25 protein-coding genes and 1 pseudogene are annotated in these 25,667 nt (G+C 70.7%); 10 read left to right on the forward strand and 16 right to left on the reverse strand.

Annotated elements, in window-relative coordinates:
* Window positions 1–83 precede the first annotated feature (83 nt).
* From VF665_RS02375 to VF665_RS02390, 4 genes are all read left to right on the forward strand, one after another.
* On the forward strand, window positions 84–1,799 hold the full coding sequence (locus VF665_RS02375) for a methyl-accepting chemotaxis protein (protein WP_331051795.1): 1,716 nt from the start codon (window positions 84–86) through the stop codon (window positions 1,797–1,799).
* A gap of 318 nt (window positions 1,800–2,117) precedes the next feature.
* On the forward strand, window positions 2,118–2,516 hold the full coding sequence (locus VF665_RS02380) for a DUF2188 domain-containing protein (RefSeq protein WP_331051796.1): 399 nt from the start codon (window positions 2,118–2,120) through the stop codon (window positions 2,514–2,516).
* Entirely contained in the window at window positions 2,513–2,899 is a 387-nt protein-coding gene (locus tag VF665_RS02385; RefSeq protein WP_331051797.1) for a type II toxin-antitoxin system VapC family toxin, read from the forward strand. Before VF665_RS02380 ends, VF665_RS02385 begins: the two co-directional genes overlap by 4 nt.
* Window positions 2,900–3,032: 133 nt before the next feature.
* Window positions 3,033–3,560, forward strand: coding sequence for a hypothetical protein (locus VF665_RS02390; RefSeq protein ID WP_331051798.1), 528 nt, complete (start codon window positions 3,033–3,035; stop codon window positions 3,558–3,560).
* A gap of 77 nt (window positions 3,561–3,637) precedes the next feature.
* Here VF665_RS02390 and VF665_RS02395 read toward each other — a convergent pair whose 3' ends face one another.
* The 5 genes from VF665_RS02395 to VF665_RS02415 form a co-directional block, all read right to left on the reverse strand.
* The gene (locus VF665_RS02395; RefSeq protein ID WP_331051799.1) at window positions 3,638–4,030 is read right to left on the reverse strand and encodes a hypothetical protein; all 393 of its coding nucleotides are present in this window, start codon (window positions 4,028–4,030) and stop codon (window positions 3,638–3,640) included.
* A complete protein-coding gene (locus VF665_RS02400) occupies window positions 4,027–4,425 on the reverse strand; it encodes a hypothetical protein (RefSeq protein ID WP_331051800.1) in 399 nt (132 codons plus the stop codon). Before VF665_RS02400 ends, VF665_RS02395 begins: the two co-directional genes overlap by 4 nt.
* Window positions 4,426–4,637: 212 nt before the next feature.
* Window positions 4,638–6,179: an Ig-like domain-containing protein gene (locus VF665_RS02405; RefSeq protein ID WP_331051801.1), complete on the reverse strand. Its 1,542-nt coding sequence runs from the start codon at window positions 6,177–6,179 to the stop codon at window positions 4,638–4,640.
* A gap of 244 nt (window positions 6,180–6,423) precedes the next feature.
* Window positions 6,424–8,004 (reverse strand): sensor histidine kinase, encoded by a 1,581-nt coding sequence (locus tag VF665_RS02410; protein ID WP_331051802.1) that lies wholly within the window; start codon window positions 8,002–8,004, stop codon window positions 6,424–6,426.
* A gap of 2 nt (window positions 8,005–8,006) precedes the next feature.
* Window positions 8,007–10,730 carry a PAS domain S-box protein gene (locus VF665_RS02415; RefSeq protein WP_331051803.1) on the reverse strand — a complete coding sequence of 908 codons (2,724 nt, stop codon included), beginning with the start codon at window positions 10,728–10,730 and terminating at the stop codon, window positions 8,007–8,009.
* A gap of 229 nt (window positions 10,731–10,959) precedes the next feature.
* Between VF665_RS02415 and VF665_RS02420 the strand changes: the two genes are divergently transcribed.
* A complete protein-coding gene (locus VF665_RS02420) occupies window positions 10,960–11,673 on the forward strand; it encodes a hypothetical protein (RefSeq protein WP_331051804.1) in 714 nt (237 codons plus the stop codon).
* Window positions 11,674–11,906: 233 nt separating this feature from the next.
* On the opposite strand, the gene VF665_RS02425 is transcribed toward VF665_RS02420, so the two are convergent.
* From VF665_RS02425 to VF665_RS02435, 3 genes are all read right to left on the reverse strand, one after another.
* Window positions 11,907–12,260 carry a cupin domain-containing protein gene (locus VF665_RS02425; protein WP_331051805.1) on the reverse strand — a complete coding sequence of 118 codons (354 nt, stop codon included), beginning with the start codon at window positions 12,258–12,260 and terminating at the stop codon, window positions 11,907–11,909.
* Between the two features lie 107 nt (window positions 12,261–12,367).
* Entirely contained in the window at window positions 12,368–12,790 is a 423-nt protein-coding gene (locus VF665_RS02430; protein WP_331051806.1) for a group III truncated hemoglobin, read from the reverse strand.
* A gap of 35 nt (window positions 12,791–12,825) precedes the next feature.
* On the reverse strand, window positions 12,826–13,452 hold the full coding sequence (locus VF665_RS02435) for a response regulator transcription factor (protein WP_331051807.1): 627 nt from the start codon (window positions 13,450–13,452) through the stop codon (window positions 12,826–12,828).
* Window positions 13,453–13,847: 395 nt separating this feature from the next.
* Between VF665_RS02435 and VF665_RS02440 the strand changes: the two genes are divergently transcribed.
* Window positions 13,848–14,750 (forward strand): hypothetical protein, encoded by a 903-nt coding sequence (locus tag VF665_RS02440; protein WP_331051808.1) that lies wholly within the window; start codon window positions 13,848–13,850, stop codon window positions 14,748–14,750.
* 71 nt (window positions 14,751–14,821) lie between these two features.
* Here the strand turns inward: VF665_RS02440 and VF665_RS02445 are convergent, their stop codons facing one another.
* Together VF665_RS02445 and VF665_RS02450 are read right to left on the reverse strand one after the other, a co-directional pair.
* Window positions 14,822–17,017: a glutamine synthetase III gene (locus tag VF665_RS02445; protein WP_331051809.1), complete on the reverse strand. Its 2,196-nt coding sequence runs from the start codon at window positions 17,015–17,017 to the stop codon at window positions 14,822–14,824.
* A 41-nt stretch (window positions 17,018–17,058) separates the two neighbouring features.
* Window positions 17,059–17,574 (reverse strand): Lrp/AsnC family transcriptional regulator, encoded by a 516-nt coding sequence (locus tag VF665_RS02450; protein WP_331051810.1) that lies wholly within the window; start codon window positions 17,572–17,574, stop codon window positions 17,059–17,061.
* A 318-nt stretch (window positions 17,575–17,892) separates the two neighbouring features.
* Here VF665_RS02450 and VF665_RS02455 point away from each other — a divergent pair, with 318 nt between their 5' ends.
* Both VF665_RS02455 and VF665_RS02460 read left to right on the forward strand, forming a co-directional pair.
* Window positions 17,893–18,306, forward strand: coding sequence for a hypothetical protein (locus VF665_RS02455; protein WP_331051811.1), 414 nt, complete (start codon window positions 17,893–17,895; stop codon window positions 18,304–18,306).
* Window positions 18,303–18,671, forward strand: coding sequence for a hypothetical protein (locus VF665_RS02460; protein ID WP_331051812.1), 369 nt, complete (start codon window positions 18,303–18,305; stop codon window positions 18,669–18,671). Before VF665_RS02455 ends, VF665_RS02460 begins: the two co-directional genes overlap by 4 nt.
* An 81-nt stretch (window positions 18,672–18,752) precedes the next feature.
* Here VF665_RS02460 and VF665_RS02465 read toward each other — a convergent pair whose 3' ends face one another.
* From VF665_RS02465 to VF665_RS02485, 5 genes are all read right to left on the reverse strand, one after another.
* A complete protein-coding gene (locus VF665_RS02465) occupies window positions 18,753–19,304 on the reverse strand; it encodes a DUF3862 domain-containing protein (RefSeq protein WP_331051813.1) in 552 nt (183 codons plus the stop codon).
* A 191-nt stretch (window positions 19,305–19,495) separates the two neighbouring features.
* Window positions 19,496–20,680 (reverse strand): aspartyl protease family protein, encoded by a 1,185-nt coding sequence (locus tag VF665_RS02470; RefSeq protein ID WP_331051814.1) that lies wholly within the window; start codon window positions 20,678–20,680, stop codon window positions 19,496–19,498.
* A gap of 153 nt (window positions 20,681–20,833) precedes the next feature.
* The gene (locus VF665_RS02475; protein WP_331051815.1) at window positions 20,834–21,841 is read right to left on the reverse strand and encodes an asparaginase; all 1,008 of its coding nucleotides are present in this window, start codon (window positions 21,839–21,841) and stop codon (window positions 20,834–20,836) included.
* A complete protein-coding gene (locus VF665_RS02480) occupies window positions 21,834–22,601 on the reverse strand; it encodes an SDR family NAD(P)-dependent oxidoreductase (RefSeq protein WP_331051816.1) in 768 nt (255 codons plus the stop codon). The genes VF665_RS02475 and VF665_RS02480 overlap by 8 nt, the downstream gene beginning before the upstream one ends.
* Window positions 22,586–22,987 (reverse strand): ferritin family protein, encoded by a 402-nt coding sequence (locus tag VF665_RS02485; RefSeq protein WP_331051817.1) that lies wholly within the window; start codon window positions 22,985–22,987, stop codon window positions 22,586–22,588. Before VF665_RS02485 ends, VF665_RS02480 begins: the two co-directional genes overlap by 16 nt.
* A 272-nt stretch (window positions 22,988–23,259) precedes the next feature.
* On the opposite strand from VF665_RS02485, the gene VF665_RS02490 reads away from it, so the two are divergent.
* A complete protein-coding gene (locus VF665_RS02490) occupies window positions 23,260–23,844 on the forward strand; it encodes a DUF3011 domain-containing protein (protein WP_331051818.1) in 585 nt (194 codons plus the stop codon).
* A 136-nt stretch (window positions 23,845–23,980) separates the two neighbouring features.
* Complete coding sequence (locus tag VF665_RS02495; protein ID WP_331051819.1) at window positions 23,981–25,048, forward strand: hypothetical protein; 1,068 nt, start codon at window positions 23,981–23,983, stop codon at window positions 25,046–25,048.
* A gap of 308 nt (window positions 25,049–25,356) precedes the next feature.
* Here VF665_RS02495 and VF665_RS02500 read toward each other — a convergent pair.
* Window positions 25,357–25,667 (reverse strand): annotated as a pseudogene (locus VF665_RS02500) (hypothetical protein); the annotation flags it as partial.

Raw genomic sequence — 25,667 nt, forward strand, 5'->3', positions numbered from 1 at the left:
TCCCCGGTGAGAGTCCATCTCGCCGGGCGGTCTTGCAGGACATCCTTGCGGTTCCGTCCCCTCCCGCTGACGCAGAAAACGTCGTGAGCACCCTTCTTTCCGCTCCGCCCCGCCGTTCGCAGCCGCGCATGCCCGCCCCCATGGCGCCGCCCCGTCCGCCCCTCGCGGAGCCGGAAGCACCCGCCCAACCGCTGGCCGACCGCGCACGCCGCTTTCAGGACGAGCAGATCCACATTCTGCGCGCCAAGACGCTGGACGAAGTCTGGGTGCGCTGGGTGCTCATCGTGGGCGCGGTGCCGCTGGTGCTGGGGCTGCGCTGGCTGGGGGTGCTCACCATCAGCTACGACGCCATCGCCGGGCTGGGCGGCGGCATCGCGGTGGTCAACGCCCTGTTTCACCTGGCGCTCGTTCGCGACCGCTGGGCGCCCTGGCAGTTCTGGGCCAGCCTGGCGGTGGACCACCTGGTGCTGTTCGGCTTCACCGCCGCGCACGGGCCGTTCGGAATGCTGATGATTCCGTACTACGTGGCGCTCTTTTCGTCCACCGCGCTGGGCGTTCCGCGGGCAAGCTGGGCCTCTACCGCCCTCAGCGGCGTGCTGTATCCCGCCGCGCGGCTGGTGGGGCTGTGGGCCAACCCGGAGATGAGCCTTGCCTGGCCCATGCTGGCGCTGGAAACGGCCGTGGTCGTCAGCGTGCTCGGCGCCACCCTGCTGGCCCCCACGCACTACACGCGGCGGCTCAGGGAAGTGCGTGACGCCCTGGCCTCGGTGGAGGAAGGCGACTTCCGGGTGGAGGTGGCCGCCGGGCAGCGCGACCAGATGGACTTTCTGGCGGCGGCCGTGAACCGCGTGGCCGCGTCCGTGGGCGGCGTGATCCGCGAGGTGCAGAACCAGGCGCGCTCCCTTGCCGCGCTGGCGGAGGAACTGTCGGCCACGGCGGAAGAGGTGCAGGCGTCCGCGGTGCAGGTGGGCTCCATCGCCGGCGAAGCCGCGGGCGAGGTGGAGCGCGAGATGAAGCTGATGAACCGAGGCGGCGAGGCGCTGCAGCGGCTGGCCGCGCAGAACCACGTCGTGCGCACCGAGGCTTCCGCCGCCGCGGACGACGCACGCCGCGTCGCCGCCGAAACGCACACGCACGTGGGCCGCATCGCGCAGTCCGGCACCCTGCTGGTGGAGGTGGGCGACGGCTACCAGCGGGCCGCGACCGCCATGGACGCGCTGCACGGCGCGGGGGAGCGCATCGGCGGCTTCGTGGGCTCCATTCGCGCCATCGCCGAGCAAACCAACCTGCTCGCGCTCAACGCGGCCATCGAGGCCGCGCGGGCCGGCGAGCAGGGCCGCGGCTTTGCCGTGGTGGCCGACGAGGTGCGCAAGCTGGCGGCGGAAAGCGGCACGTCGGCGGACCAGGTGAACGGCACCGTGGCCGAAACGCGCGACGCCATCGCGCGCGTGCGCGAGCAGCTGGACCTGGCGGACCGCCGCCTGTCCGGCGTGGGCGAGGCCTCGCGCGAGGGCGAGGCGGCGCTCGGCAGCATGGTGGACGGGCTGCGGCGCGCGGTGGAGTCCATCGAGCGCATCCACGGCGAGGTGGAGGCACAGGCGGGAGTGATGGACGAGCTGCTGGCCGCCATGCGCGACGTGCAGGACATCGCGGGCAACTCGCGCGCGCGCACGGAGCAGACGGCCGCCGCCGCGCAGCAGCAGGGCGCCGCCATGGAGGAGCTGGCCGACGCCAGCCAGAGCCTGGCCGGCATGGCGTTCCACATGAACAGCCTGGCCGAGCGCTTCCGCGTCTCCTGACGCGCATCGTGGGTACGCAGGGGCCGCCCCGGGATCTCCGGGGCGGCCTCTTGTGCGTTCATCCCGGGTGGACGCGAAGAAAGATTCGGAATTTCCGCGATGCAGGGTCATTTCGGAAGATTCATCACGCGAGCGGATATCCTCAGCATTTCTGAGGCTTCTTCGCTTCGAAAGACCGCCACTCCGGCCTCTTGAGAGCCTGCCCAAATAAACCGATCCGCACGGTGGCGGATTGTGTTATTTGAGATTCGGGGTTCCGGGTGTACTGTTTGGCGGGCCGGAATGCCGGCCGCGAAAAACGTTCTCTCCGGAGCCACGATGGACCGCCCTGACGAGGGATCTGCGAACGAAACGCCGCAAGGACAGGCACCCGGCTGGTACGTCCTCCCCAAGCCGGAGGGCGGCTGGCGCGTGCACGACGGCGGCAAGCCCGTTCCCACCGCAGTCTTTGACCGCAAGGCCGACGCGATCGCCTTTGCGCGCCGCCAGGCCGCGTGCCCCTGCGCCACAGCCGGGGGCAGGCGCAAGCGCGTGTACATCTTCACCCGTCCGCGCCCGCTCACCCCCGAACGGCTACGGGAATTACGGCAGTTGGATCTGAAGACGCCCCGCCCCGCGCCGCCGGGCGGGCGAACGTCGAGCGGCAAGCCGCGGATGATGTGGATGTCAGACGACTTCGACGAGCTTCCGGCCGAGATCGCGGAGTTCTTTGAATGAGAGTGCTGCTGGATACACACGCATTTCTCTGGCTGACTCTGGGAGATGAGCGTCTGTCGATGGACGCCCGTACCCTCATCGACGCGCAGGATACGCGCGCCATGGTGAGCATCGTCAGCTTGTGGGAGATCGCCATCAAGTCAGGAATCGGGAAGCTGAAGCTTCCGGAAGAGTTCGAGACGTTCGTCCCCGCGGAACTCAGGAAACGGGCGATCGCAGTGCTGGACCTGGAACTGGGGCACGTCGTTCAGGTGCAGACGCTGCCCCTGCACCACCGTGATCCGTTCGACCGCATGCTGGCTGCGCAGAGCCTGGCGGAAGGGATCCCGGTGGTGGGCCGCGACCGCGAACTGGATGCGTACGGAGTGGACCGGCGCTGGTGATCCTTGCCGCGGAACCCGGCGCGGCGCACCTTGTGGCTCCGCCCGTCGACGTTGAATCGCATCCCTTCGAAGCCCGGTGATCCAGTTCGGCACGACGCCTGCGGCCACGGCCGATCTCCATCCACAGAATCCGATGACGCTTCCTCTCCGCCTTCCGCCCGACGCGCTCGCCCGGATGGTGATCGACGCGGCCACCCAGGCCGGCGCGCAGGGCTACTGGACCGGCGCGCACCCCATCCACGACGATGCGGTGCGCCACATGGTGCGCTTTCTGGGGCTGCTGCTGGCCGGCGACGACGACCTGGCCGCCAGCGAGATCGAGGTGTACGGGCGCGTGTTCGAGGCCGTCTCCGGCCACCGCCCCGCGGCGGACGAACTGCGCGCGGCGGCCATGGAGAGCGTGGAGCTGGCGAGCGACCCCGACGGGCTGCACGCGTTCCTGATGGAGACGCCCGCGTACCTCGCGGCGGTGCTGGAGATGGATCGCGAGCGCGGCACCCGCAACGCGGACCAGGTGGTCACCGCGCTCAGTGGGCTGGGCGTCGCCATTCTGGCCGCGGACGGCCACGCCGCGCCGGAGGAGGACAGCATCATCACCACGCACCTCAATCATCTGCGCGGCGAGCTGGACCGCTACGGCGTCACGGCGACGGACGACTGAGCGCCGGCCTCTCCGCGCACGCACAAAGGGCCGCTTCCTTTCCGGAAGCGGCCCTTTGCGTTCCGCACCATGACCGCTCAGCGGAGCGCGCGGACGGCTCCCTCCACGAGCAGTCCAACCGCCACACCGGCCACAGCGGTAGTGACGGGAAATACTTCCGCGCCCACACAGTCCTCGACGCGGCACAGACGGTAGGCCACCACCCCGCCCAGCACGCCACCGGTGATGGCTCCGGCCGCCGGAAATGCCCACCAGGGCCGCCGCCCCGCCACGGCGGCGCGATCCACCGTTACCCGCGGAAGGTCACCCGCGCTCGCGGCGGGAGCGGCGAGGCGGGGGTCCAGCGCCCAGACGGGAACCACCACCTGAGCCCCAAGCGGCCGCGCCGAACACAGCAGCAGGATGGCGAGCAGAAGGGCCTGCCTCCAGCCAGACCGGCGGCTGCGCGCGCGGCCCGCGTTCCCGATCACGAGCGCGCCTCCGGCTGATTGCGCCGGGCGCGGCGGATCTCCTTCTGCAGCACGGCGGTGATCACCACGCCCGCCACGGCGCCCAGCGGAATGAGCGCGGGCGGACCGCTGCACTCCGTGTCACGGCACAGATGGTTGTGGTACAGAAGGCCGGCGAATCCACCCACCACCGCTCCCGCCGCGGGAAGCACCCAGACCGGCCGCCGCCATCCCGCGATCAGGGCGGATTGCGGATCGGCCCCTTGGCCGGCGGGCGTCACCGGCTCCGGCGTGAGGCGCGCATCCCACACAGGCGCGAACGCGATGGACGGATGCACGGTCTGCGCAGTGGCCGTCCCTGGTGTGGCGAACGCGAGAAGCAGGGCCGTACCGCAGGTGAGGAGAGATCTGAGCATCGGTGTCGCTGTCGGGAGCAGAGGGCGGGAGGGCGCCTGGGGGATGTGAGGCGCGATGGCCTCCAGGCAGGATCATCGCTGGAAACGGATGAACCAACGCACGACCCGCACAAAGCCGGACAACGGGATGGATCTCTCGCGTAAGTGCTGTCGGCCGGATCAGAAGAGGCGCCGGCCCCTGCGGACCGGCGCCTCTTTTCCTCTCTCCTGTCTCAACGCGGAGCGCGTGCGAAGTCGCCTACGCAGAAAGCATCTCCGTCGTTGTTCAGAAAGACGTTGTTCAGCGCGTCGCCCGACAGGTCCAGTGCGCCCTCCTCGTCCACCTGAATGCCGCAGCCGGCGGACCCGGTGATGAAGCTGTCCGTCAGGAACGCACCGCGGTCGCCGCGCAGCCGGATGGCCGCGTCCGCTCCGCCCGCCCACTCCACCGCCACGTTGCGCAGGCGGCTGCCGGCCAACGCGTTGCGCGAGAACAGGATGCCGTCCCAGTCGCCCTTGCCCGGCGCATCCGAGTCCGCCGTGATGCGGGTAAACACCACCGGCCCGGCCGGCGTCTGCGTGCGGCTGCCCAGCGCCACCAGCCCGCCCGGCTCACCGTTGCCGGTCACGTTGCCCACGTAGATGGTGCCGCTGGCCGGCATGCGCAGCACCACGCTGTCCGCCAGCGTGAGCACCGGCGACGCGGCGCCGCCGATGCGCAGGTCGTTGCTGAGCGAGTACGCGATCCCCAGGTGGGGCCACGTCTGTGTCCTGCTGACGATGACGTTGCTGTGCACCCGCACACGGTTGATGCCGTTGCCGGTAAACGCGCCGCCGTCCGGCAGCGTGCCCGCGAAGTCGGCGCCGATCACCAGCGGATACCCCGTGGCGCCATTCACGCTCACGTGGGCCGAGTTGGCGCCGAACGACCCGCCGTCCATCATCACGATGCCGTTGGTGCCGCTGTTCTGGATCAGCACGTCGGCGATCACGGGAGCCACGTTGGCCTCCACCGCCGCGATGCACGCGTCCGTCCCGATCTTGATGCCGCCCCGTTCCGCGCCGCAGTGGTTGAACTCCGCGTGGCGGATGGACGAGCCCGCGCCGGTGCCCCCGTCAAAGTACACGCCGTAAAAGTACCCCTTGGACGGCGCCGCCGCGTCCGCCACGAAGCGGATCTTGACCATCGGCGTGCCGTCCGCCGTCAGGCTGCCCGGCTGCTGCCCGCCGATGAAGAGGGCGGCGCGCTGCGCAAACCGGATCTCCACCCCCGGCTCGATGGTCAGCCGCGGAGAGGCTGCGCCCGAGACCCGCACGTCGCCCGTCACCAGGTGCGGGTTGTCGGCGGCGCGCCAGGTTTCATCCTGCGTGATGGTGCCGGAGTGGATGGAGCCGCGTACGGTGAGGCTGAGCGTGCCCGAGACGCCGCCCGCGCCGGCGGCCGTCAGCGTCACGGCGCCGTTGCCACGCCCGGTCACCAGGCCCTCGGCGCTCACCCTGGCGCGCAGGGTGTCGCTGCTGCTCCAGGTGAGGGCGCCGGTGGCGATGTCGGCGCCCTTCTGGTCGCGCCCGGCGGCGGACAGCAGCACCGCGCCGTTCACGGGAATCTCGGTGCGGCCGGCCTCGGCGGTCACCTGGATGCTGGTGAGCCTGGGATTGTCGCCGCCGCCTTCGCCGCCGGGGCCCTCGCCCGGGCCGGCGGGGTCGTCGCCGCACGCGGCGGCGGTCATAAGCAGGCCCAGCAGGGCCGCGCGGGAAAGGGAAATCAGCTTCATGGCAGTGTGCTCCGGAATCAGGAGTGGGAGAGCGCGTCGGGTGCGGTGCCGTCCGGCGTCCGCGTCCGCTTTCGTCGGCGGCGCACCTCATCCGCGACGCCGGGAAGAGTACCGGCTTCCCCACCGTCCTTCGTGATCCGATCGGATCATCTTTGTCCCTGATGACCATCCCGAACGCGGGCCGCCCCGCCTCGGCACGGGGCCGGGCGGGGCGGTCGGGTGGATCGGTCTCGGGGGATGACGGTCAGGCGGATGGTTCCTCGCCCTCGTTCTTCCCGCGCGTGGGGAGAGTGAAGAAGAATGCGGAGCCGCGGCCGGGCTCGCTTTCCACCCAGATGCGGCCGCCGTGCGCTTCCACGATGGCGCGGGCGATGGCGAGCCCCAGCCCGAGCCCGCGCCGGTCCGCATGGCGCGCCTGCCAGAACGCGCCAAAGATGTGCTGCACCTGCTCCGGGTCGATCCCGGGGCCGTCGTCCGTGACCGACACGCGCACCTCGCCGTCCGCCAGCTCCCACGCCAGCGTGACGGTGCCGTGGTCGCCGGCGAACTTGGCCGCGTTCCCCACCAGGTTGCCGATCACCTGCAGCACCCGCGCGCCGTCCACGGCCACCACGGGGAGGGCGGCGGGGCCTTCCGCGTGAAAGGCCAGCCCCTGCCCCGTCACCAGGGTGCGCAGGCCCGACGCAGCCTCGTTCAGCAGCGCGCTCATGGGCTGCGGGCGGCGGTCCAGCACCAGCGGCCCGCGGCTGGCGCGCGTCACGTCCAGCAGGTCCTGGATCAAGCCGTCCATCCGCGCGACCGCCTGCTGCACGCGCTCCAGCGTTTCGTCGTCCGCGGGCGCGAGGGGAAGGTCCGGCGACATCCGCAGCATCTCCACCTCAAAGCGCACGGCGGTCAGCGGGCTGCGAAGGTCGTGCGCCACCACGGCCAGCACCTGCTCGCGCGCGCCCAGGGCGGCCTGCGCCGTATCGAACGCACGCGCGTTTTCCACCGCGAACCCCGCGCGGCGCCCCAGCTCCGCCGCGAGCGCCAGGTCCTCCGCGCCGAACGCGCCCCGCCCCGGCGCGCGCCCCGCCACGATCCATCCCGCGGACGGGCCGCTCCCCCGCACTTCCACGCGCACCGCCGAGCCCCACGGACCGCCGCCCAGCGCGCGCGCCGCCTCCGCCGCGTCCAGCAGCCCCGGCGCGGCCTCGTCCTCCACGAACAGCGGCGCGGCGCCGGGACGCGAGTCGGCGTGCACCATGGGGCCGCCGCCTTCCCCCACGCGGACCGCGCAGGCATCCGCCCACTCTTCCGCCAGCTGCACGCAGAGGCTCGCCAGCGCCGTCCCGTTGTCCAGCGAGGCGCCCAGCACGCGGCTGGCTTCCGCCAGCAGCCGGTCGCGCGCGGCGGTGCGCTCGGCCGCGTGGCGCCCGCGCCGCTCGGCCTGGTACAGCATGCGCGTTTCCAGCAGGTTGCGCACGCGCAGCAGCACCTCCGTCTTGTCGAAGGGCTTGGTGACAAAGTCGCGCGCACCGCCGGCCAGCGCCCGCTCGCGCGCCTCGGCGGTGATGTCGGCGGTCAGCACGAGAACGGGGAGGTATTCGCCGGGCGCGGTGCGGGCGACCAGGTCCCCCAGCACCTCGAAGCCGCCGCGGTGGGGCATGTGCAGGTCCAGCAGCACCAGGTCCGGGCGCTGTCCGTCGAACGCCTCCACCGCCTGCCGCGCGTCGCTCACGCGGGCGAGTTCCTGGTACCCGTTCAGCCGCAGCATCAGCTCCAGCAGGTCCAGGTTGGCCTCTTCGTCGTCGATCAGCAGGATGGCGCAGCCGGTGGTATCCACGCTCAGGCCGGCTCCGGGGCGGGGAGCAGCCGTTCCACCGTGGCCAGAAAGGCGCGCACGTCCAGCGGCTTGGTAAGAAACGCGTCGGCGCCCTGCGCCAGGAGCGCGTCCACCGTGCGCGGCGTGGCGTCGGCGCTGATGATGGCGACGGGGATGGAGGCGGTGCGCGGGTCCGCGCGCAGTTGCCGCAGCACCTCGCGGCCGGACAGGTCGGGAAGGTGCAGGTCCAGCAGCACCACGTCGGGCGCGTGCCGCAGGGCCAGTTCCAGCCCCAGGCGGCCCTGCAGCGCGGGGACGAGCCGCCACTCGGGGCGCGGCGCCAGGATGGCCTCCACCAGCGACAGGTTGGCCAGATTGTCTTCCACGTACAGCAGCGTGGCCGCGGGCACCGGGCCGCCGCCCGGCTCCGGCGCGGCAACTCCCAGCGGCGCCTCGTGCAGCGGGTTCACGGCGGGCTCCAGGTCCACGCAGAAGGCGCTCCCTTCCGGCCCCGTGCGCTCCAGAAAGAGCGCGCCGCCCATGGCCTGCGCCAGCCGCTGCGACAGGGCCAGCCCCAGCCCCGTTCCCTCCACCCCGGTGTGCTCCGCCCCCAGCCGGGCAAAGGGAATGAAGAGCTGGTCGCGCGCGGCGGGGTCGATTCCGGCGCCCTGGTCGGCCACGCGCACCCGCAGCCGCGGCGCGCCCCGCTCGTCGCGCACCACCTCGCATCCGATGCGCACCGCGCCCTCCGGCCGGTTGTATTTGACGGCGTTGCTGAGGAGGTTGAGCAGCACCTGCGCCAGCCGCTGCCGGTCCGCGCGGACGAATTCGTCGCTGCTGGCCGTCACCTCGCCCACCACGATCCCCCGCGCCGCGGCCAGGGGGCGCACCATGTCGACGGCTTCGCGAATGACGGCGCCCAGCCGCACCGGCTCCAGCGACATGGGCTGCTGGTTGGCCTCGATGCGGGCGATGTCCAGCACCTCGTTGATCAGGTTGAGCAGGTGCCGCCCGCCGTTCAGAATGTGCCGCAGGCCGCCGCGCACCTCGGGGCGAACGTCCAGGTCCGCCAGCACCTGCGCAAAGCCCAGGATGCTGTTGAGCGGGGTGCGCAGTTCGTGGCTCATGCGGCTCAGGAACTCGCTCTTGGCGCGGTTGGCGCGCTCCGCCTCTTCCCGCGCCTGCTCGGCCTCGGCGCGCGCCTGGCGCAGCGCTTCTTCCACCGCCTTGCGCTCGGTAATGTCGATGCTGTAGCCGATGATGCGCTGCACGGCGCCGTGCTCGTCCAGCATGGGCACCAGCCGCCGCATGAAGTGGCGCGCCGTGCCGTCGGGGAGCGGCGCGTCCTGCACGAACGACGTGGGCTCGCCCGTCCGCAGCACCTGCTCCATGTGCGCCTGCCGCTCGGAGCCGATCTCCGGCGGCAGCCCGCGGTGCGCGATGTACTCCTCGTTGGTGCGTCCGATGAGCCAGCGCCGCACCTCCGCGTCGGGCACGGCGCGCGGGCTGGCGTACTCAAAGCGCAGCTGCGCGTCGAACACGGCCAGCCCCGCGTCGATGCCGTTCAGGATCTGCTCAAAGAAGGCGCGCTGGCGCACCACCTCGGCTTCGGCGGCGCGCTGCTCGGTGACGTCGCGGGCGTTGATGACCACGCCCTGGTCCGCGGAATCCACCATGAGCGTGCGGCCCAGGGCGTCCATGGTCCGCCAGCCGCCCTCCGCGTGGCGGATGCGCCAGGTGCAGCGGTGCAGCACCCCCGGCTGGCTCACGATGTCGCGCACCACGCCGATCACGTACTCCACGTCGTCGGGGTGCAGCAGGTCGGACGGGGTGCGGCCCAGCATCTCGGAGGGATCCATCCCCAGCAGCCACCGCGCGGACGGGCTCACGTAGGTCAGCGGCCCGTCCGGCGCGCTGATCATCAGCAGGTCGCTGCCGTTTTCAATCATGATGCGGAACTGCGCTTCGCTGCGGTGCAGGGCGGCCTCGGCCTCGCGCTGCTCCGTGACGTCGCGCGTGTTGAACACCAGCACCGGCCGCGCGTGACCCGAGTTCGGTACGCGCCCGAACGTTTCCAGGTGCCGCCACCCGCCCTCGCGGTGCCGGTAGCGGTACTCGGCGCGCTGCGGGGTGCCGGGCGAGGCGAACGCCGCCTGCACCGCCGCCGAAACGTGTTCCAGATCGTCCGGGTGAACGAGGGAAAGCGCCGGCACGGCGGCCAGTTCCTCGGGCGGATAGCCCAGCACGCGCTGCATGGAGGGCGACTGGTAGGTCAGGCGCCCGCTCTCGCCGTCCAGCACCGCCACGATGTCGTGCGCGTTCTCAATCAGGGTGCGAAAGTGCTCCTCGCTTTCGCGCAGCGCGGCGGTGCGCTCCGCCACGCGTTGCTCCAGCCGCTCGTTGGCGGCGCGCAGCTCGTCTTCCACCTCCTGCCGGCGCACGCAGCCGTGCCCCGCCTCGGCCGCCGCGGCGCGCACCGCGGTCGCGGCCAGTTCGCCGAAGCGCGCCGCCATCGCCCGGTCCGCCGCCGTCCACGCCGCCCGCCGCCACATCCGCAGCTCCCCGCCTTCGGTCCCGTGGATCGGGATCGTCAGCGCATCAGGCGCTTCCTCATCCGTTGATCCATCGGGATGAACCACGAGGGATTCGGTGCCGAGAATGGCGCGAACGGCGCAGCCCAGGGCGAGGGACGCGGTTTCGCACACGCCGCGCAGCGCGGCGGCGGGAATGGGAGGGGCCGTGATCACGATGGGACTGTGGGTGGATGCGGGGGCGTGGCGGACGGACGGAGTCCAAGTGGAGCGGGGGCAGCAATTTATCCAGCCGCCACGGCGCGGACAAGCGGAACGGGGCGGCGGCGGATCACGGGATGGTCCGTTGGGATCATGCCCGTCCGGGGCGGCGCGGCCAGCTTTGGGGCGCGCGGGCGGACGGCCCGCGGCGGTTTCCCTCAACGCCATCCCTGGGACGGATCTCATGCACAACGCGCTTTCCCTTCTTCGCACCCTCAGCCTCGCCCTGCTTGCCGCGTGCGCGGACGCGGACGGCGGCACCCCGGTAGACCCGGGCCCGGAGCCCGCGGCCGGCGCGGTGACGGGCATCTACATGGGCCTTCGCGTGAACAACGCGACCGGGCAGCAGTATCCCGACTACTACACATTTCTGCCGGACGGACGCGCCTTTCGCGGCACGCCCGACGAGGGGCTGGACCGGCCGCTGGACTGGGCCGCGATCTGCGCGGCCAGCGAGTGCGGCACGTACACGGTCGGCGGCAGCGAGGTGCGCTTCCTGCGCCAGGACGCGGGCGAACAGCGGTTCACGGTGGATGCGCAGGGCGTGCTGCGAAAGCCGGGGAGCACACAGGGCTACCGCCGCATGCAGGCGCTGGACGGCGTGCGGCTGAACGGAACCTGGGGATGGGTGAGCGGCGCCGACACGCTGATGCGCCTGTCGCTGGGCGCCGACGGGCGGTTCTCGGAGCGCGGCACGCTGGCGTGGGTGGCGTGGCCGGGAAGCGGCGCCCGGGCGGGCGGATCGGGGACGTACACGCTGTCTCGCGGCACTCTGACCCTGCAGTACGACGGCGGGCCCCGGGTGCACCTGCTGATGGCGGTTCCGCCCGGCGTGGCTGCCGCCCCGGTGCCCGAGAGCGTGTACCTGCGCGTGACGACGATCGACCGGCTGCACTGATCATCAGAATCCGATGAACCCGGCCCGGAGCGCGAACCTGCGCTCCGGGCCGTTGTTGATGGAAAGCCGTGCCTCGCGCAGAGCGCGGAACAAAATCCCACGAGAGCGCGGAGGACAGGAGGCATTCAGGTCTCTCCGCGTCTCCGCGTCTCTGCGTCTCCGTTCTGGTTCCTCGGGGACCTCCGTGATCCCGTTCCCTGAGAGAGGGCGATGCTGTTGGTCCCTGCCTGCGATCACGCGGCGCAGATGGTGAGCAGAAAGCTGCCGCCGGCGCGGGACTGCACGGCGTGCGGGATCTGCGCATCAAGGGTGATCAGGTCGCCGGGCGCGAGTTCGGTGGCGTGCCCGCCGGTGCTGAACCGCAGGTCGCCCCGCAGCGCCTGCACGCTGATGGGCCCGGGAGCGGTGTGCTCCGCCAGTTCGCCGCCCGCCCCCAGGCTGACCAGCAGGATGCGCATCCCCGCGGTCCGCGCCACGGGAGTGGAGGCGCGCCCCGCGGCGGCGCTCGCCGCGGCCTGCGCGGTGCGATCGATCAGCTCGTCAAGGCGGTGAACGGGGAGCGGCGCGCGTTCGGGGATCGTGTTCATCATCATATCTCCAGAAAGCGATGTCGGTCAGGGAAAAACAACGCCCCGCGCGGATGGGTTCGCGAGGGGCGTGGGGATGGACCCCGGGCGGACGGCGTGCATGGCCGTCATCCGTGGGCGGCCTGCGCCTCGCCGCGCGCGGCGGCGAGGCGCATCTGCATGGACGCGGCGATGTAGCCGGCCTTTTCCTTGGCCCGCTCGGCCGCCGGGCCGCAGAACTGCGCGTCCACGGTGGCGTTGAAGATGCCGATCCACCGGGCGAAGTGCTCCGCCGTGAGCGGCGTCTTCTGATTGAGCGCCAGGTGCACCTGCATGGCGCCGCCGCGGTACGAGCGCGCGCCGAACAGAATGGACTCCCAGAAGTCGTACATCACCGGCAGGTGCGCCGGCAGGTCCAGCCGCGCGACATCCGTAAAGATCCAGCCGATCACCGGATCAGCGGTGGCGGTGGCGTAGAACTGGTCGACGAGCCGCGCCACGTCGGCGCGGCCGCGCAGGTCGGGGCGCGGGGGAGCGGATGTGTCCGTCATCATCATTCTTGCGATGCGGGAAAGCCGCGCGGCGGCTACGCGGGCGCGGCGCCGCGCAGGATGGCGCTGATGCGGCCCCGGCGCGACACGCCCAGCTTGGTGCGCACGCCGGACGCGTGGTTGCGGGCCGTGTTCACGCTCACGAACAGCCGCCGCGCGATCTCGGCGTTGCTGAGCCCGTCGCCCATCAGCCGCGCGACAACCACCTGCTGGGGCGTAAGGCCGTACCGCTCGCAAAGCTGCTCGTCGGTCAACTCGGCCGCGGTCTGTGCGGGGGGTGGAACCGGCGCGGAGGCCCGGGCGGCCCGGCGCAGCAGCACGCCGATGCGCTCCAGCAGTTCCGCCGCGCCGAACGGCTTGGTGACGTAGTCGTCGGCGCCCAGGCGAAAGCCGCGCACTTTGTCGGCCTCCTCCGTCCGGGCGGACAGAATGAGGACGGGCGTTTCGTCGCCGCGCTCGCGAAGCTGCTCCAGCACGCTGTAGCCGTCGCGGTCGGGCAGGCCCAGGTCCAGGATCACCAGGTCCGGCTTCTGGCTGGCGGCCAGCGGAAGCGCCTGCGCCGCGCGCGTGGCCAGAAACGTCTGGTATCCGCGGCGCTCCAGGTGGCGCTGCAGTGCGTGAAAGATCTCGGGCGTGTCCTCGACAATCAGAATGCGGTGCACGTGACGGTCTCGCGATGATGGCGGGTCGTGGCCCCTCGGTCGGCATCAAACATACGATCCCCCTGATCACCCGGCATGATCCTTTTGAACTATCCGGTCCCGCCTCCACGAATCAACAGATAGGGCTCCAACAGAGGCACAGAGACACGGAGGAGAGCAAACCCTCTGTGTCTTTGTGTCGCTGTTAGAGATTGCAGTTTCAGCGTGCCCAGCTGCCAGGAGACAGACGGCCAAGAAAAAGAGGCGCCGGCCCATGCGGACCGGCTCCTCTCCGCACGCTTAAAACGGCGATTGTAGCGCATGACAGCGCCCGCAGATGTTTTTTTCTAGGAGGAAATGACAGGCATGGCTACCATGAATACGATCATCAAATGCCACCCTGTCGCCCCCCACCCATGAAACCTGAAGTCACCGCGGCGCTCATCGGCGCCACCGCGCCCTTGCTGCTTTGGATCCTGTCGTTCATCCAACAGAAACGCGAACGACGGCTGTCGGCTGAAGTCCAGAAAGAGCAGGGAGAGGCCCTCGCGGAACTGCAGAAGAACCATGCACAGCAAAACGCGGCCTTTGAGGCGGAACTGGCACGGCAGGCGAAAGAACGCGACGAGCGAAGCCAGCGTGAGCAGGTCATGTATCGCTTCCGGGAGCCCCTGGCGCGATCGGCCTACGATCTTCAGAGCAGGTTGTACAACATCGTAAACTGCGCATTTCTGGACGCTTATCTGGTGCGAGGCAGCGAGCGTGAGAAGTCCTACGCGGTAAACAACACCATGTTCCTCATAGCCCAGTACTTCGCGTGGGCCGAGATTGTCCGAAGGGAGATTCACTACATCGATCTCGGCCATCAGGAGAAAACACGTTTGCTGGCCACACTGCAAGACGACATCACACACATATGGGGTACCGATCTTCCGGATTTTCCAACGAACCTTCGAATCTGGGCCGGAGAACAGCGCGCTCTGGGTGAGTTGCTGATCCAGGAAGGACCAAGAGGGCCGACGTGCATGGGGTTCAGCCAGTTCACCGAGTTGCTTCACGCGGACCGCTCACCCCTGCTCTCTGTTTTGGCGGCAGATGTAGCCGAGCTTCCGTCTTTGCCCAGAGCTCAATCAACGCGGGTGAGCGCGGTCCAGAACGCGTTGATTGACCTCATTGATTTCCTGGATCCCGATCACATCAGATTTCCACCCGAGTACCTGTCCAAGGTCAGCCAGCGAACGCAGGTCAAATCGCTGAGATCCACCGAGTCCCAGAGGTCCCGGGTTGTGGATGTGGCCGGACGTATCATAGGGTCGTGACGAACCAGGGCCGCTCTCGCATCGAGAGCGGCCCTGGTTCCGTAGAGAGAGATTTCCGATTCCGCCGGTCGTTACTTCACGAACAGCATGTCGCGGTAGGTGGGCAGCGGCCAGTAGTCGTCGGGGACGACCTTCTCCAGCCCGTCTGCCGCGCCGCGCACGCGGAGCATGGCGGGGACCACGTTGTCGCGCACGTGGTACGCCTTGCTGTGCACGTCCTCGCCGCCCAGCTCGGCGTTCTGCGCCACCAGCGCGTCCAGGGCGTCGGCCAGTTCATCCACAAGCGTGTTCACCTTGTCCAGCGTGCGCCGCAGCCCGCGGGCCTGCACGCCGATGTCCTCCGCGCGTTCGGCGGCGGCCAGCAGGTCGTTCAGGTAGCGCACCGCGGCCGGCATGATCATGGTGCTCGCGATGTCGGCCGTGGTTTCGCCCTCGATGTTCACCGTCTTGAAGTACTGGTCCAGCGCCACCTCGTGCCGGCTCTCCAGCTCGCGGTGCGAAAGCACGCCGTACTTCTCGAACAGGGCCCGGTTCTTTTCCTGCGGCAGCAGCTCCAGCGCGTCCAGCGTGGTGGGCAGGTTCAGCAGCCCGCGGCGCTCCGCCTCCTCGTGCCACTCCTGGCTGTAGCCGTCGCCGTTGAAGACGATGCGCTTGACGCGGCGGATTTCCTCCGCGATCAGGCGGCTGAGAGCGGCCTCAAGGTCCGTCCCCTCGGCCAGCTTCGCTTCCAGCGCCGTCGACATCTCGTCCAGCGACTCGGCCATAATGGTGTTGAGCACCGTGGCCGGGAACGACACCGACTGCGACGATCCCAGCGCGCGGAACTCGAACTTGTTCCCCGTGAAGGCGAACGGCGAGGTACGGTTGCGGTCGCCCGCGTGCTGCGGAAGCCGCGGCAGCACCGGCGAGCCCAGCCCCAGCAGCCCGCCCTGCTTGCTGTCCGTGGCCTCGCCCGCGCTTTCCAGCTGGTTGAACACGTCCGCCAGCTGGTCGCCCAGGAACACGGAGATAATGGCGGGCGGCGCCTCGTTGGCGCCCAGCCGGTGGTCGTTCCCGGCGTGCGCCACGGCGGCTCGCAGCAGGTCCTGGTGGCGGTCCACCGCGCGCAGCACCGCCGTGCAGAAGAACAGGAACTGCATGTTCTGGTGCGGCGTATCGCCCGGCTCCAGCAGGTTGGCGCTCTCCGTGCCCAGCGACCAGTTCAGGTGCTTGCCGCTGCCGTTCACCCCCGCGAAGGGCTTTTCGTGCAGCAGGCACGCCATGCCGAAGTTCCGCGCCACCTTGCGCAGCGTGATCATCATCAGCTGCTGGTGATCCGCCGCCAGGTTGGCGTTCTCGTAGATGGGCGCCATCTCGAACTGCCCCGGCGCCACCTCGTTGTGCCGCGTCTTTACCGGCACGCCCAGGCGGTACAGCTCGCGCTCCACCTCGATCATGAAGGCCAGCACGCGGTCGGGAATGGAGCCGAAGTAGTGGTCTTCCAGTTCCTGCCCGCGCGGCGGCTTGGCGCCGAACAGCGAGCGCCCCGTGGTCACCAGGTCCGGCCGGCGGTAGAAGAACTCCTGGTCGATGAGGAAGAACTCCTGCTCCGGGCCGCAGGTGGCCGTCACCCCGGTCGCGTCCGCGCCGAACAGCTTGAGCGCGCGCTGGGCCTGCGTGGCCAGCGCCGACATGGAGCGCAGCAGCGGGATCTTGGTGTCCAGCGCGTCACCCGTCCACGACGCGAACGCCGTGGGGATGCTGAGGTAGCACCCGGCCGGCGTCTCAGCGATGAAGGCCGGCGACGTGGGGTCCCACGCGGTGTAGCCGCGGGCTTCGAAGGTGGCGCGCAGCCCGCCCGACGGGAACGACGACGCGTCCGGCTCGCCCTGGATCAGTTCCTTGCCGCTGAACTCCGCGACCGCCCCGCCCCCCTCGTTGGGGGTAATGAAGCTGTCGTGCTTTTCCGCCGTGCTCCCCGTGAGCGGCTGGAACCAGTGCGTGAAGTGCGAAGCGCCCTTTTCCAGCGCCCACTCCTTCATGGCCAGCGCAACCGCGTCTGCAATGGACGGGTCCAGCGTTTCGCCGCCGTCGATGGTGCGGCAGAGCGCCTTGTACACCTGCTTGGGCAGGCGCGCGCGCATCTCCGCCATGCCAAAGGTGTTGGTCCCGAAGATGGACTCGATGTCCATGGGCACGGGTCCGTTGGGCGAACTGCCCTTGCGGCTGTCCGCGCCCCATCCGGTGGCCGCGGCCAGGGTGTCGAACCGGGCGGTGGTCCTGGGCATTGGTCGGTCCTGGTTGCGAGAGGTTGATGTACGTGTCTGGATCAGCGCTCGGGGCCCTGCCCCGCCGTCGCGCCGCCGTCCGCCACCGGACGCGGCCCCAGCGCCAGAGCGCTGGTTTCCTTTACCGTCGAAAGCACGATGCTGGTGGTGGTCCACTGCACCCCGGGCCACGCCTGAATCTCCGCCAGCAGCCCCTCGAGCGTGGAGGTGCTTTCCGTGCGGATCTTGAGCAGGTGCGAGCCCTGCCCCGTAATGCTGTGGCACTCCAGCACTTCCGGGTTTTCCAGCACCCGGGCCCGGAACTCCGCGTAGTGCGGCGAACCCGCCATTCCCACCGCGATGAACGCCGTGACGTCGCGCCCGATGCGGCGGGGGTCCAGCACCACCGTGAACCGGCGGATGATCCCGCGCTCCTCCAGCTTGCGCAGCCGCTCGCCCACCGCCGGCGACGAAAGCCCCACGTCCTGCGCAAGGTCGTGCTGCGAGGTGCGGCCGTGCTCCTGGAGCAGCTCCAGCAGCCGGCGATCGATCTCATCCAGACGCGCGGAAGAACTCACCTTATTTTCTTAAGCGAAAGCTTCGTTCCGGTTCACTTCGCAAAGAATACGCGGCACGCTCTCCTCGTGCAAGAGTCGTGAACAACTCCGTTACGAGTTGTTGCTAATCGGCCCCGGCGCCCCTGGCCGCGCGCGGATGGAGCCGGTGTGCACACGGGTCCCCGCTCCGGATGCGCCAGAGGTGGCCAGACAGGCTCGCCGGTGGCGTAAAATGGACAGGGGTTGCACCCTGGCGGCGATGTGATTATCGTCCGGAGCCGATGTACGGACCGCTACCCGCACCCGCACCGCGACATGGCCGGAGCCCCGGAACCCACGATGTTCGTTCTGAATGTCGTCGACAGCGTTCGATGGCTTCTCTTCAACGTCATTGCTGCGCTGTTCCCGCTCTGGGCCATCCAGATCGTGCGGTTCGCCACGGGCCAGACAGGAACCGTTGAAGAAGGCCTCGGGCAGGGCGAGCTTCTGGTCTTTGCCACCACCATCTCGGCGTCCGCGCTGGGGACGGGGCTGTTCGAGCGCGACCTGCGCGTGCCCTTTGTGGCCCTGGCCTGCTCGGGCCTGCTGTTCACGTGCCTGATCGCCGGCGGGCTCGTGTTCGTGGTCCTCGATGCCCGGCTGAACGGACGGCCGCCCCTGCGTTCGTCCCGGACCGCGATCGCGTCCCTGATCTGCGCCGGTTGTGCGTCCGCGTTGGCGTACATGGTCCAGTTTTCCAGGAGCATCACATGAGCAGCGATACCGAGGTGAAACACGTAGAGGCTGCCCTGGAGGTCCTCGAACGCGCCGAACGGCGCGCCAGCTTGTCCGCACGCGAGGCTGACACCGTGCGACAGGTGCTCCTCAGCCCGCATCCAGGCGAGGTTGCGCCCCGGAACGCCGGCCATCCCGTCCTTTCCCCGCGCGGGGCCCGCATGATCATCGGGCTTTCCGAAGGCGTGCTGTACGGAATGATCTCCGGCGCGGCGCTTGGCGGCATGGTGGCGTCGGTCACCGGGTCGGCGCTCCACCTGGGTTTTGGCGGCATGGCGGGAATCGTGAGCGGTGCCTGGATCGCGGTCACCCGCGAAATGCGCTCTCGCGAACCCGGAGACTGACCGCGCTCCATCCGCACAACAACAAGCGCCCCGCCGACGAGGTCGGCGGGGCGCGGGGCGGGACGAGAACCGCGGTGCGGGCTACTGCAGCCCGGCCTGCAGCGTCGAGAACAGCCGGTCGCCCTGAAAGGTGACCACGGCGGTGGAACCGGGCGTGGCGCCGGCCCACGAGATCGTGAACGTCACCGTCCCCATCAGGCTGGTGAAGCTCACCGGGATCCCGGCCGGCCCCATCACCTGCGTAACCTCGGCAAAGGTCATCCCCGGGCGAAGCTGGTTGAACTTCGCGAGCGTGGCGGGCTCGCCGCGCACGTTGGTCTGCAGCGCGAGCTGGCTGGCGCTGATCAGCTTGTCGTTCTGCAGCGTTGCGATGATGCTGCGCATCCCGTCGTCGGACCAGCGGTAGGAGACGGTGGCCGTGCCCATGGCCTCCATGCGGCTGGTTTCCTGCCCCGGGCGGCCGATGATGCGCACCACGTCGGCGGTGCTCATGCCCGGCTTGAGTGCTACGAACGCATTGATGTTTACGCCCAGCGCCTCCTGCTGCGCGGCGGGTGCGGTCTGCTGCGCGTGCGCGGGGGCACCGAACGAGAGCGCGCCGGCGAGGGCGGCAACGACGAGAAGCTTGTGCATTGCGGGGATGGGATTCGTGGGCAGAAAGAACCGCGCGTGCCCGGCGGGGCACGCGGTGAGAGCGGAGCGGAAAAGCTAAACCGTTGCGGCACAACCGTCCAGCCCCGAACCGCGCCGCCCCGGATCCGGAGCACCCGGCCGCGAGCGGTGGGGTGCTCCGGGCCGCCGGCGCACTCCCGGCGGAACGGTGGTCAGGCGCCTTCCAGCGTGATCGGCAGTTCCACGGTGTTCGCGCCGCGCCGCACCGTAAGCGTGAGCCGCGCGGCGGGCACGCGCAGCAGGTCGCGAAGGGCGTCCAGGGTGGCGGGTGTGCGGCCGTCCACCGCCACGACGATGTCGCCGGCACGCACGCCTGCCGCTTCGCCCGGCGAGCGCGGAAGCACGCTGGCGACCTGGTAGCGGCCGTACTCCGGTCCGGGCGCCACCAGCGCGATCCCGCTGCGGCCGCGCGCGAACGGCTGATTCAGCGCGGCGCCGGGGCGCAGCAGCATGCGGCGGTGCGGGTAATCGAGCGTCACGTGAAAGCGGCGGAACACCTCGGCACCCATGACGCCGGCCACCCCCGCGGCGCTCATCTCCGCAAGCGCTCCCACGCTGTCCATCAGCAGCATGGCATTCGGCCGTGCCAGGGCGAAGCCGGCGACGTGGACGGCCTCCAGCACACCCCGGCTGGTTGTGGGGCTGCCGCCCACGCCCATTCCGCCGTTGACCGGCGCCACCTCGCGCGCCCGCCTCAGCAGGGCGTGCCGCTGCACGTAGTGCCGGCCCAGCACCATCTCCGCGCTGGCACCGGTGTCCAGCAGAAGGCTGGCCGCGATCCGTTCGCCCGCCACGGCAAGTTCTGCATCCACGACCGCCATGTTGTCCGCCACGCGCAGCGGAACGGCACGGGCGTCCGGGTGCGGCCGGTAGTCTTCCGGGCGGTAGAAGCGGATGCTGTCCGCGTCGTAGTCGATGTCCACCACGAACGGCGCGAGCACCTCGTGGCCCAGAATGCCGTCCACGGGGTGCCCCAGGCCGGGCTCCAGCGGGGCGTGCGGCATGGTGAACGCGGAATCCAGCGCCAAGTCCACGCCGCCCAGCCGCACGGTCATGCTCGGGATCCAGCGCGTCGGGGTGCTGGCGGCCGCGCCGGTGGTGCGCCCCGCCCCGCCCAGCTGCAGCCCGAGCGAGTCCGCCAGCCGCGAGTCGATGCTGCTGCGCTGGGCCCCGGTGTCCAGGATGAACCACAGCGGCCGCGAGCCGCCGACCGTCGCCTGCACCACGATCAGGTTGGCGGGCGAGTGAAACGGAAGGGCGATCACGGGCTGCTGGGCCGCGGCGGGGGCGGCCACCAGACCGAGAGCGAGTGCCAGCCGGGCGATTCCTGAGCGCATGAGGTTCCGGGGATGGAGGGGAAGCTGGCGCGGCGAGTCCGCGTGCGCTGAGGATACGGCCCGCGGCCCGTCGGCCGTTTCGGTCAGATGACCCATCCCGGGATTCCCTCATTACTTCCTCATCCCGCGGTTCGCGGGCGCCCGTCCCTCCCCTCAGTGCGTGTAGCGGCCCGCCTCCACCACGCTGCGGATGGAGCCGACGTCGCCGCCGTGCACGCCGATGGCCAGCATCAGCTCAATGCGCGCCTGCTGGCCCGTCATGTGGTCGGCGAAAATGGCGCCCATCTCGCGCAGTTCGTGGCCGCCGCCCGGGTAGGCGTACGTGTCCAGCACGCGCCCGCGCAGCGAGCGCGAAGTAATCACCACGGGGCGTCCCGCATCCACCCAGCGGCGGATGCCGGGGACGACGGCGACGGGAACGTTGCCCCGCCCCAGCGCCTCCAGCACGATGCCGCGCGCGCCGGTGTCCAGGCTGCTTTCCACCAGCCGCGCGTCCGCCCCGGCCACGATCTTCACCAGGTCCACCGGCGTGGCGGGCGCGTCCGGGGCCAGCGGCGCCTTGCGGCGCGACTCGCGGTAAAAGAGCGCCAGCCCCTTGTCCGTCACTCCCAGCGGGCCCCAGTTGGGCGAGCGAAAGGTGCCGGCCGCCTCGGTGTGCGTCTTGACCACCTCCGCGCCCTGCACGATCTCCTCGTCCATCACCACCATGGTTCCCCGCCCCGCGGCCTCGCGCGAGGCCGCGACCTCGATGGCGGCCATGAGGTTCGCCGGGCCGTCCCACGACAGCTCCGACGAGTTGCGCATGGCCCCGGTGATCACGACCGGCGCGCCGGAGGGAATGGACCGGTCCAGCAGGTACGCCGTTTCTTCGATGGTGTCCGTGCCGTGGGTGATGACGACGCCGGCGAACCCCTCCGCCAACCCCTGCATGACCGCCGCGCGCAGCTCCCACATCCGCTCGATGGTCATGTGCGGGCCGGGATAGCGGCCGAACTCGCGCACTTCCAGGTCGGCGATGCGCTCCGCGCCGGGAACGGACTGGAGGATTTCGCCGCCGCTCAGCCGGGGGACGGCGCCGCCGCGCTCCGCATCCACCTGCATGCTGATGGTGCCGCCCGTGGCCAGCAGCAGCACGCGGGGGCGGTTGCCGCCGTCAGCCACAGAGCACGCTCCCGCCGTTCACGTTCACCACCTCGCCCGTGATGTGCCGCGCCAGCGCCGAGCAGAGGAACACGATGGGCCCCGCCACGTCGTCCGCGGTGGCGATGCGGCCCAGCGGGATGTTCTGCTCGATGCGGGTGCGCCCCTCCGCCATGGGCCGGGCCACCATCTCCGTATCGATCCACCCCGGCGCGACGCAGTTGACGGTGATGTCGCGCTCCGCCAGTTCCACCGCCACCGACTTGGTGAACGAGATGAGCGCGCCCTTGCTGGCCGCGTAGTCCGCGTGAAAGGCCTCGCCCCGCTGCCCCGCGGTGGAGGAGACGATGACGATCCGCCCTCCCGCGCCCACGAAGCGCGACGCCAGCCGCACGGTCTGGAAGACGGAAGTCAGGTTCGCCGCCATGGTGCGGTCCCACTGCGCGTCCGACATCCCCGCGACGCCCACCTCGTCGGGAACCCAGATGCCGGCGTTGGCCACGAACAGGTCCACGCCGCCCAGCTCCACCAGGCAGCGCTCGAACAGCATCTCGGCGCCCCACGGCGTCGACACGTCCGAGGCCTGCGCAAAGGCGCGCACGCCCAGCCCGCGCGCGTGCTCCACCACCTGCGCCGCATCCGCCTCGCGGCTGTGAAAGCCGATCCCCACGTCCGCGCCGGCGCGCGCCAGCATGAGCGCGGTGGCGCGGCCCACGCCGCGCGACGCGCCCGTCACCAGCGCCCGGCGGCCTCGCAGCCCCAGCATTACGCCGTCGTCCATTTGCCCCCCAGCTCCGCGGCGTGGTGCCGCTCGGTGTCCACGATTTCGGTCAGCAGCGCGCGCGTATCGTCATCCATGTGGGCCTGCAGAAGCCCTTCGTAGCGAAGCACTTCGGCCTCTTCGCGCGCCTGCGCGGCGGGGCTCCAGGCATCCATCGACACAGGCTCCGTGGTGAGGTCGGCGATGTCGGCCAGGTCGGCGCCGAGCTCCAGCAGGCGCGCGGTCAGGCGCGAAACGTGGTGCTGCTCGTCGGCGTGCAGGTCGTTGAATCGCTCGCTGAGCGCGGCGTCGCCGCGGTCTTCGGCCTGGGCCGCGAGCGAGCGGTAGAACAGCGCCTGCTCCTTTTCGGCGGCGCGCGCGCGCTCCAGGGCGGGGATCAGATCCAAGGCGGGTCCGTGATCGCGGAGTGTGTCGGTGTCGCCGCGGCATCCGCCCGGTGCGGATCGTCCCCGGCCCGTGTTTGCACTATTCTCGCGCGTCCGCCGGGTTCATGCAATCGCGGGATGATGCGCGTCTGCTGCATGGAAAGGCCATCGCGGTGCAGTCCTTGCCCTTGGGAGCGGCAAGGAGAGCCCGTTCCGCGTGCGGAACGGTGGGCGGCGGCTGAAGTCCAGCCGGCCGGCCCGCCTCTCCCGGCACATCAGCAGCGAGGGATGTCATGATCCGCAAAACCGCTTTCGCCGTCCTGTCGCTCGCCTTCGCGGCGCTCGCCTCGGCCGCCCCGCAGCGCCTGGAGGCCCAGCAGACGGTCACCTGCGAATCCCGCAACAACGACCGGACGTACTGCAGTATGAACGCGCGCGGCAACGTGCACCTGGTGCGGCAGATGAGCGAGGCGGCCTGCGTGGCCGGCCGCTCGTGGGGAACCGACTCGCGCGGCATCTGGGTGGCGCGCGGGTGCCGCGCCCAGTTCGTGGTGAACAGCAATCCCGTGTCCCGCCGCGAGGGCCGGGTGTACGACGACGGCCGGCGGGACGGCCGCGACGATGACCGCGACGGCCGGTACGAGAACCGGGGCGACAACCGCGCCACGCGTGCGGAGATCAACCAGGCGCAGCGCGTCTGCCGCAACGCCGCCCGCAACCGGTCGCGCAACTCGCGCGGCGCCAACGTCAGCACGAGCTACCAGGGCATGGACCGCTCGGGGCAGTACGTGGTGCGCTGGAACTCGTCCACCGAGGCGGGCACCTGCCGCGTGAACCGCTCCGGACAGCTGGTGAACCTGCGCGTCAGCCGCCGCTGACCGGCGCCGCGGCGGCCGTTCCGCGCCCGCCGTCTGATTTGGGTGGATGACAGCCTGCCCTCCGGTGCCCCGCGCCGGAGGGCAGGCCGCGATTGCGCATCGCCGGACCGGCCCTGACTTCTGGAGATGATCGAAGGTGTGGAGCACGCGAGCGCTGGCCGTGGTCGCCGTCTGGATCGCCGGGCCGCGGCTGTGGGCGCAGGAGTGTCCGCCGGACCGCACGGCGCCCATCCGCCCCTCCCTGGGCCACGCGCCCATGGAGATCGCCGGCGTGTACCGCGCGCCGTTCGAGTACGTGTGCGGGGGACCGCTCGCGCTGCGCGTCCGCCTGGCCGGGGCGGAGGTGACGGCCACGGTGGAGGCGGACAACGGCTGTGCGCAGAACGGGCAGGTGCGCTGGCGCGGTTCAATGGATGCTCGCCGGGCCGACTTTCCCGTACGGACGCGGCGGCCGGACGGGTCCCTGACGGGCACGGGGACGGCCACGCTGCTGGATCCATGCACCATCGCGGTCACCGCGGCGGGGCGCGCGGGGTCGGCGCGGTACACGCGGACGGAGGGGGCGTGCGCGGCGGACGAGCGCGGGCGGCCGGTCGTCGTGTTCATCGGCGGGGCGCTGGACGACTGGAACCGTAATCTGCAGAAGGTCTTCTGCGCCTACGACGCGCGCTGGGAGCGCACCCGCAAGCTGTACTTCACGCACACGGATGCCGTCGCGGACGTTCGGCGGCGGGTGGTGCTGGAGGCGGCGGGCGCGCCGGTCGCCATCATCGGGCACAGCTACGGCGGCAGCGCGGCGTACGAACTGGCGAACGCGATGGAGGAAGACGGCGGCGTGGCGCTGCTGCTGACACTGGACCCCGTCTCGCGGGCGGGCGGGCCGCGCGAGCCGCTGCGGCCGGGCGCGGTGGATCGGTGGATCAACGTATGGGCGGGGTCCGGAATCGGGTTGTCCAGCTGCGGGCTGGCGGGCGCCATCGGCGGGGCGTGGGGTCCGCAGCCCTCCGCCAACGCCGACATCCGCTTTCCGCCCGATCCGGCGAACGACAATCCGTCCATGGACCACTGCAAGACGGAAGAGATGATGCGCCTCCCCGCGATCTTGGACGCGCTTGCGGCGCTGGCGTCGAGCGCACGTTCAACAGAGTCCCGCGCTGCAGCCGCCTCCGCTGAGCGGATGAATCCGCCGCTCGAACAGCGGTAAGCCCCGACACGGCGCCCACAGGCGCCGTTCGGGGCTTCAACCAAACCCGGCGGACACCCCGTTGCGCGCTGTCCGCGCCAAAGCCGCCGGCCCAGTCCGCGCAGGCGGACTTCGTGTGTTTCGAGGCGCGGTTTCAACCGCCGGGCACGACGGCGGCCACCCGGCACCAATCCCGATGCGCGATCGAAGATCTCCGACAGGCTTCGCGAGCGGCTGACCCGCGCGTCCTGATCGCCGCGCCCCCGCGGAAACAACGAGGGCCGCCCGGCATGGTCGCCGGGCTGCCCTCCGTGCATCCCGCCGCTCCGTCAGGAGCAGCCTTCCACGTACTCCACCTGCGGCCGCAGCCCGGCGCGGAAGCGGGTCACGCGCCCGCCGTCCGTCTCGAACACCAGCAGGTGCGTGGTGTCCGCGTCCGCCGGGCGCACGGTGAGGTACTTGCCCCCGGGCACGTACTTGTGCGGCCCCTCCGTCACGCGCCCCGCGTACAGCTGCCGGATGCGCGTCTCCGGGTCGCCCACGCGGGCGCCCTCCGCCGTGGCGAGCGTGGACGAATCCACGTCCAGCCGCACCACGCGCCCCGCCTCCGTCATGGCCCGCAGCCCCGCCGGGAGCGCCA

This window comes from Longimicrobium sp. (assembly GCF_036387355.1).
In the GTDB taxonomy this organism is placed as follows: Bacteria; Gemmatimonadota; Gemmatimonadetes; order Longimicrobiales; family Longimicrobiaceae; genus Longimicrobium.

Excerpts from the sequence above, each read along its gene's own strand:
- VF665_RS02380 (WP_331051796.1), top strand. The coding sequence starts at position 2,118 with ATGGACCGCCCTGACGAGGGATCTGCGAACGAAACGCCGCAAGGACAG.
- VF665_RS02385 (WP_331051797.1), top strand. The coding sequence starts at position 2,513 with ATGAGAGTGCTGCTGGATACACACGCATTTCTCTGGCTGACTCTGGGA.
- VF665_RS02390 (WP_331051798.1), top strand. The coding sequence starts at position 3,033 with ATGACGCTTCCTCTCCGCCTTCCGCCCGACGCGCTCGCCCGGATGGTG.
- VF665_RS02400 (WP_331051800.1), bottom strand. The coding sequence starts at position 4,425 with ATGCTCAGATCTCTCCTCACCTGCGGTACGGCCCTGCTTCTCGCGTTC.
- VF665_RS02405 (WP_331051801.1), bottom strand. The coding sequence starts at position 6,179 with ATGAAGCTGATTTCCCTTTCCCGCGCGGCCCTGCTGGGCCTGCTTATG.
- VF665_RS02420 (WP_331051804.1), top strand. The coding sequence starts at position 10,960 with ATGCACAACGCGCTTTCCCTTCTTCGCACCCTCAGCCTCGCCCTGCTT.
- VF665_RS02425 (WP_331051805.1), bottom strand. The coding sequence starts at position 12,260 with ATGAACACGATCCCCGAACGCGCGCCGCTCCCCGTTCACCGCCTTGAC.
- VF665_RS02430 (WP_331051806.1), bottom strand. The coding sequence starts at position 12,790 with ATGACGGACACATCCGCTCCCCCGCGCCCCGACCTGCGCGGCCGCGCC.
- VF665_RS02440 (WP_331051808.1), top strand. The coding sequence starts at position 13,848 with ATGAAACCTGAAGTCACCGCGGCGCTCATCGGCGCCACCGCGCCCTTG.
- VF665_RS02445 (WP_331051809.1), bottom strand. The coding sequence starts at position 17,017 with ATGCCCAGGACCACCGCCCGGTTCGACACCCTGGCCGCGGCCACCGGA.
- VF665_RS02455 (WP_331051811.1), top strand. The coding sequence starts at position 17,893 with ATGTTCGTTCTGAATGTCGTCGACAGCGTTCGATGGCTTCTCTTCAAC.
- VF665_RS02460 (WP_331051812.1), top strand. The coding sequence starts at position 18,303 with ATGAGCAGCGATACCGAGGTGAAACACGTAGAGGCTGCCCTGGAGGTC.
- VF665_RS02465 (WP_331051813.1), bottom strand. The coding sequence starts at position 19,304 with ATGCACAAGCTTCTCGTCGTTGCCGCCCTCGCCGGCGCGCTCTCGTTC.
- VF665_RS02470 (WP_331051814.1), bottom strand. The coding sequence starts at position 20,680 with ATGCGCTCAGGAATCGCCCGGCTGGCACTCGCTCTCGGTCTGGTGGCC.
- VF665_RS02480 (WP_331051816.1), bottom strand. The coding sequence starts at position 22,601 with ATGGACGACGGCGTAATGCTGGGGCTGCGAGGCCGCCGGGCGCTGGTG.
- VF665_RS02490 (WP_331051818.1), top strand. The coding sequence starts at position 23,260 with ATGATCCGCAAAACCGCTTTCGCCGTCCTGTCGCTCGCCTTCGCGGCG.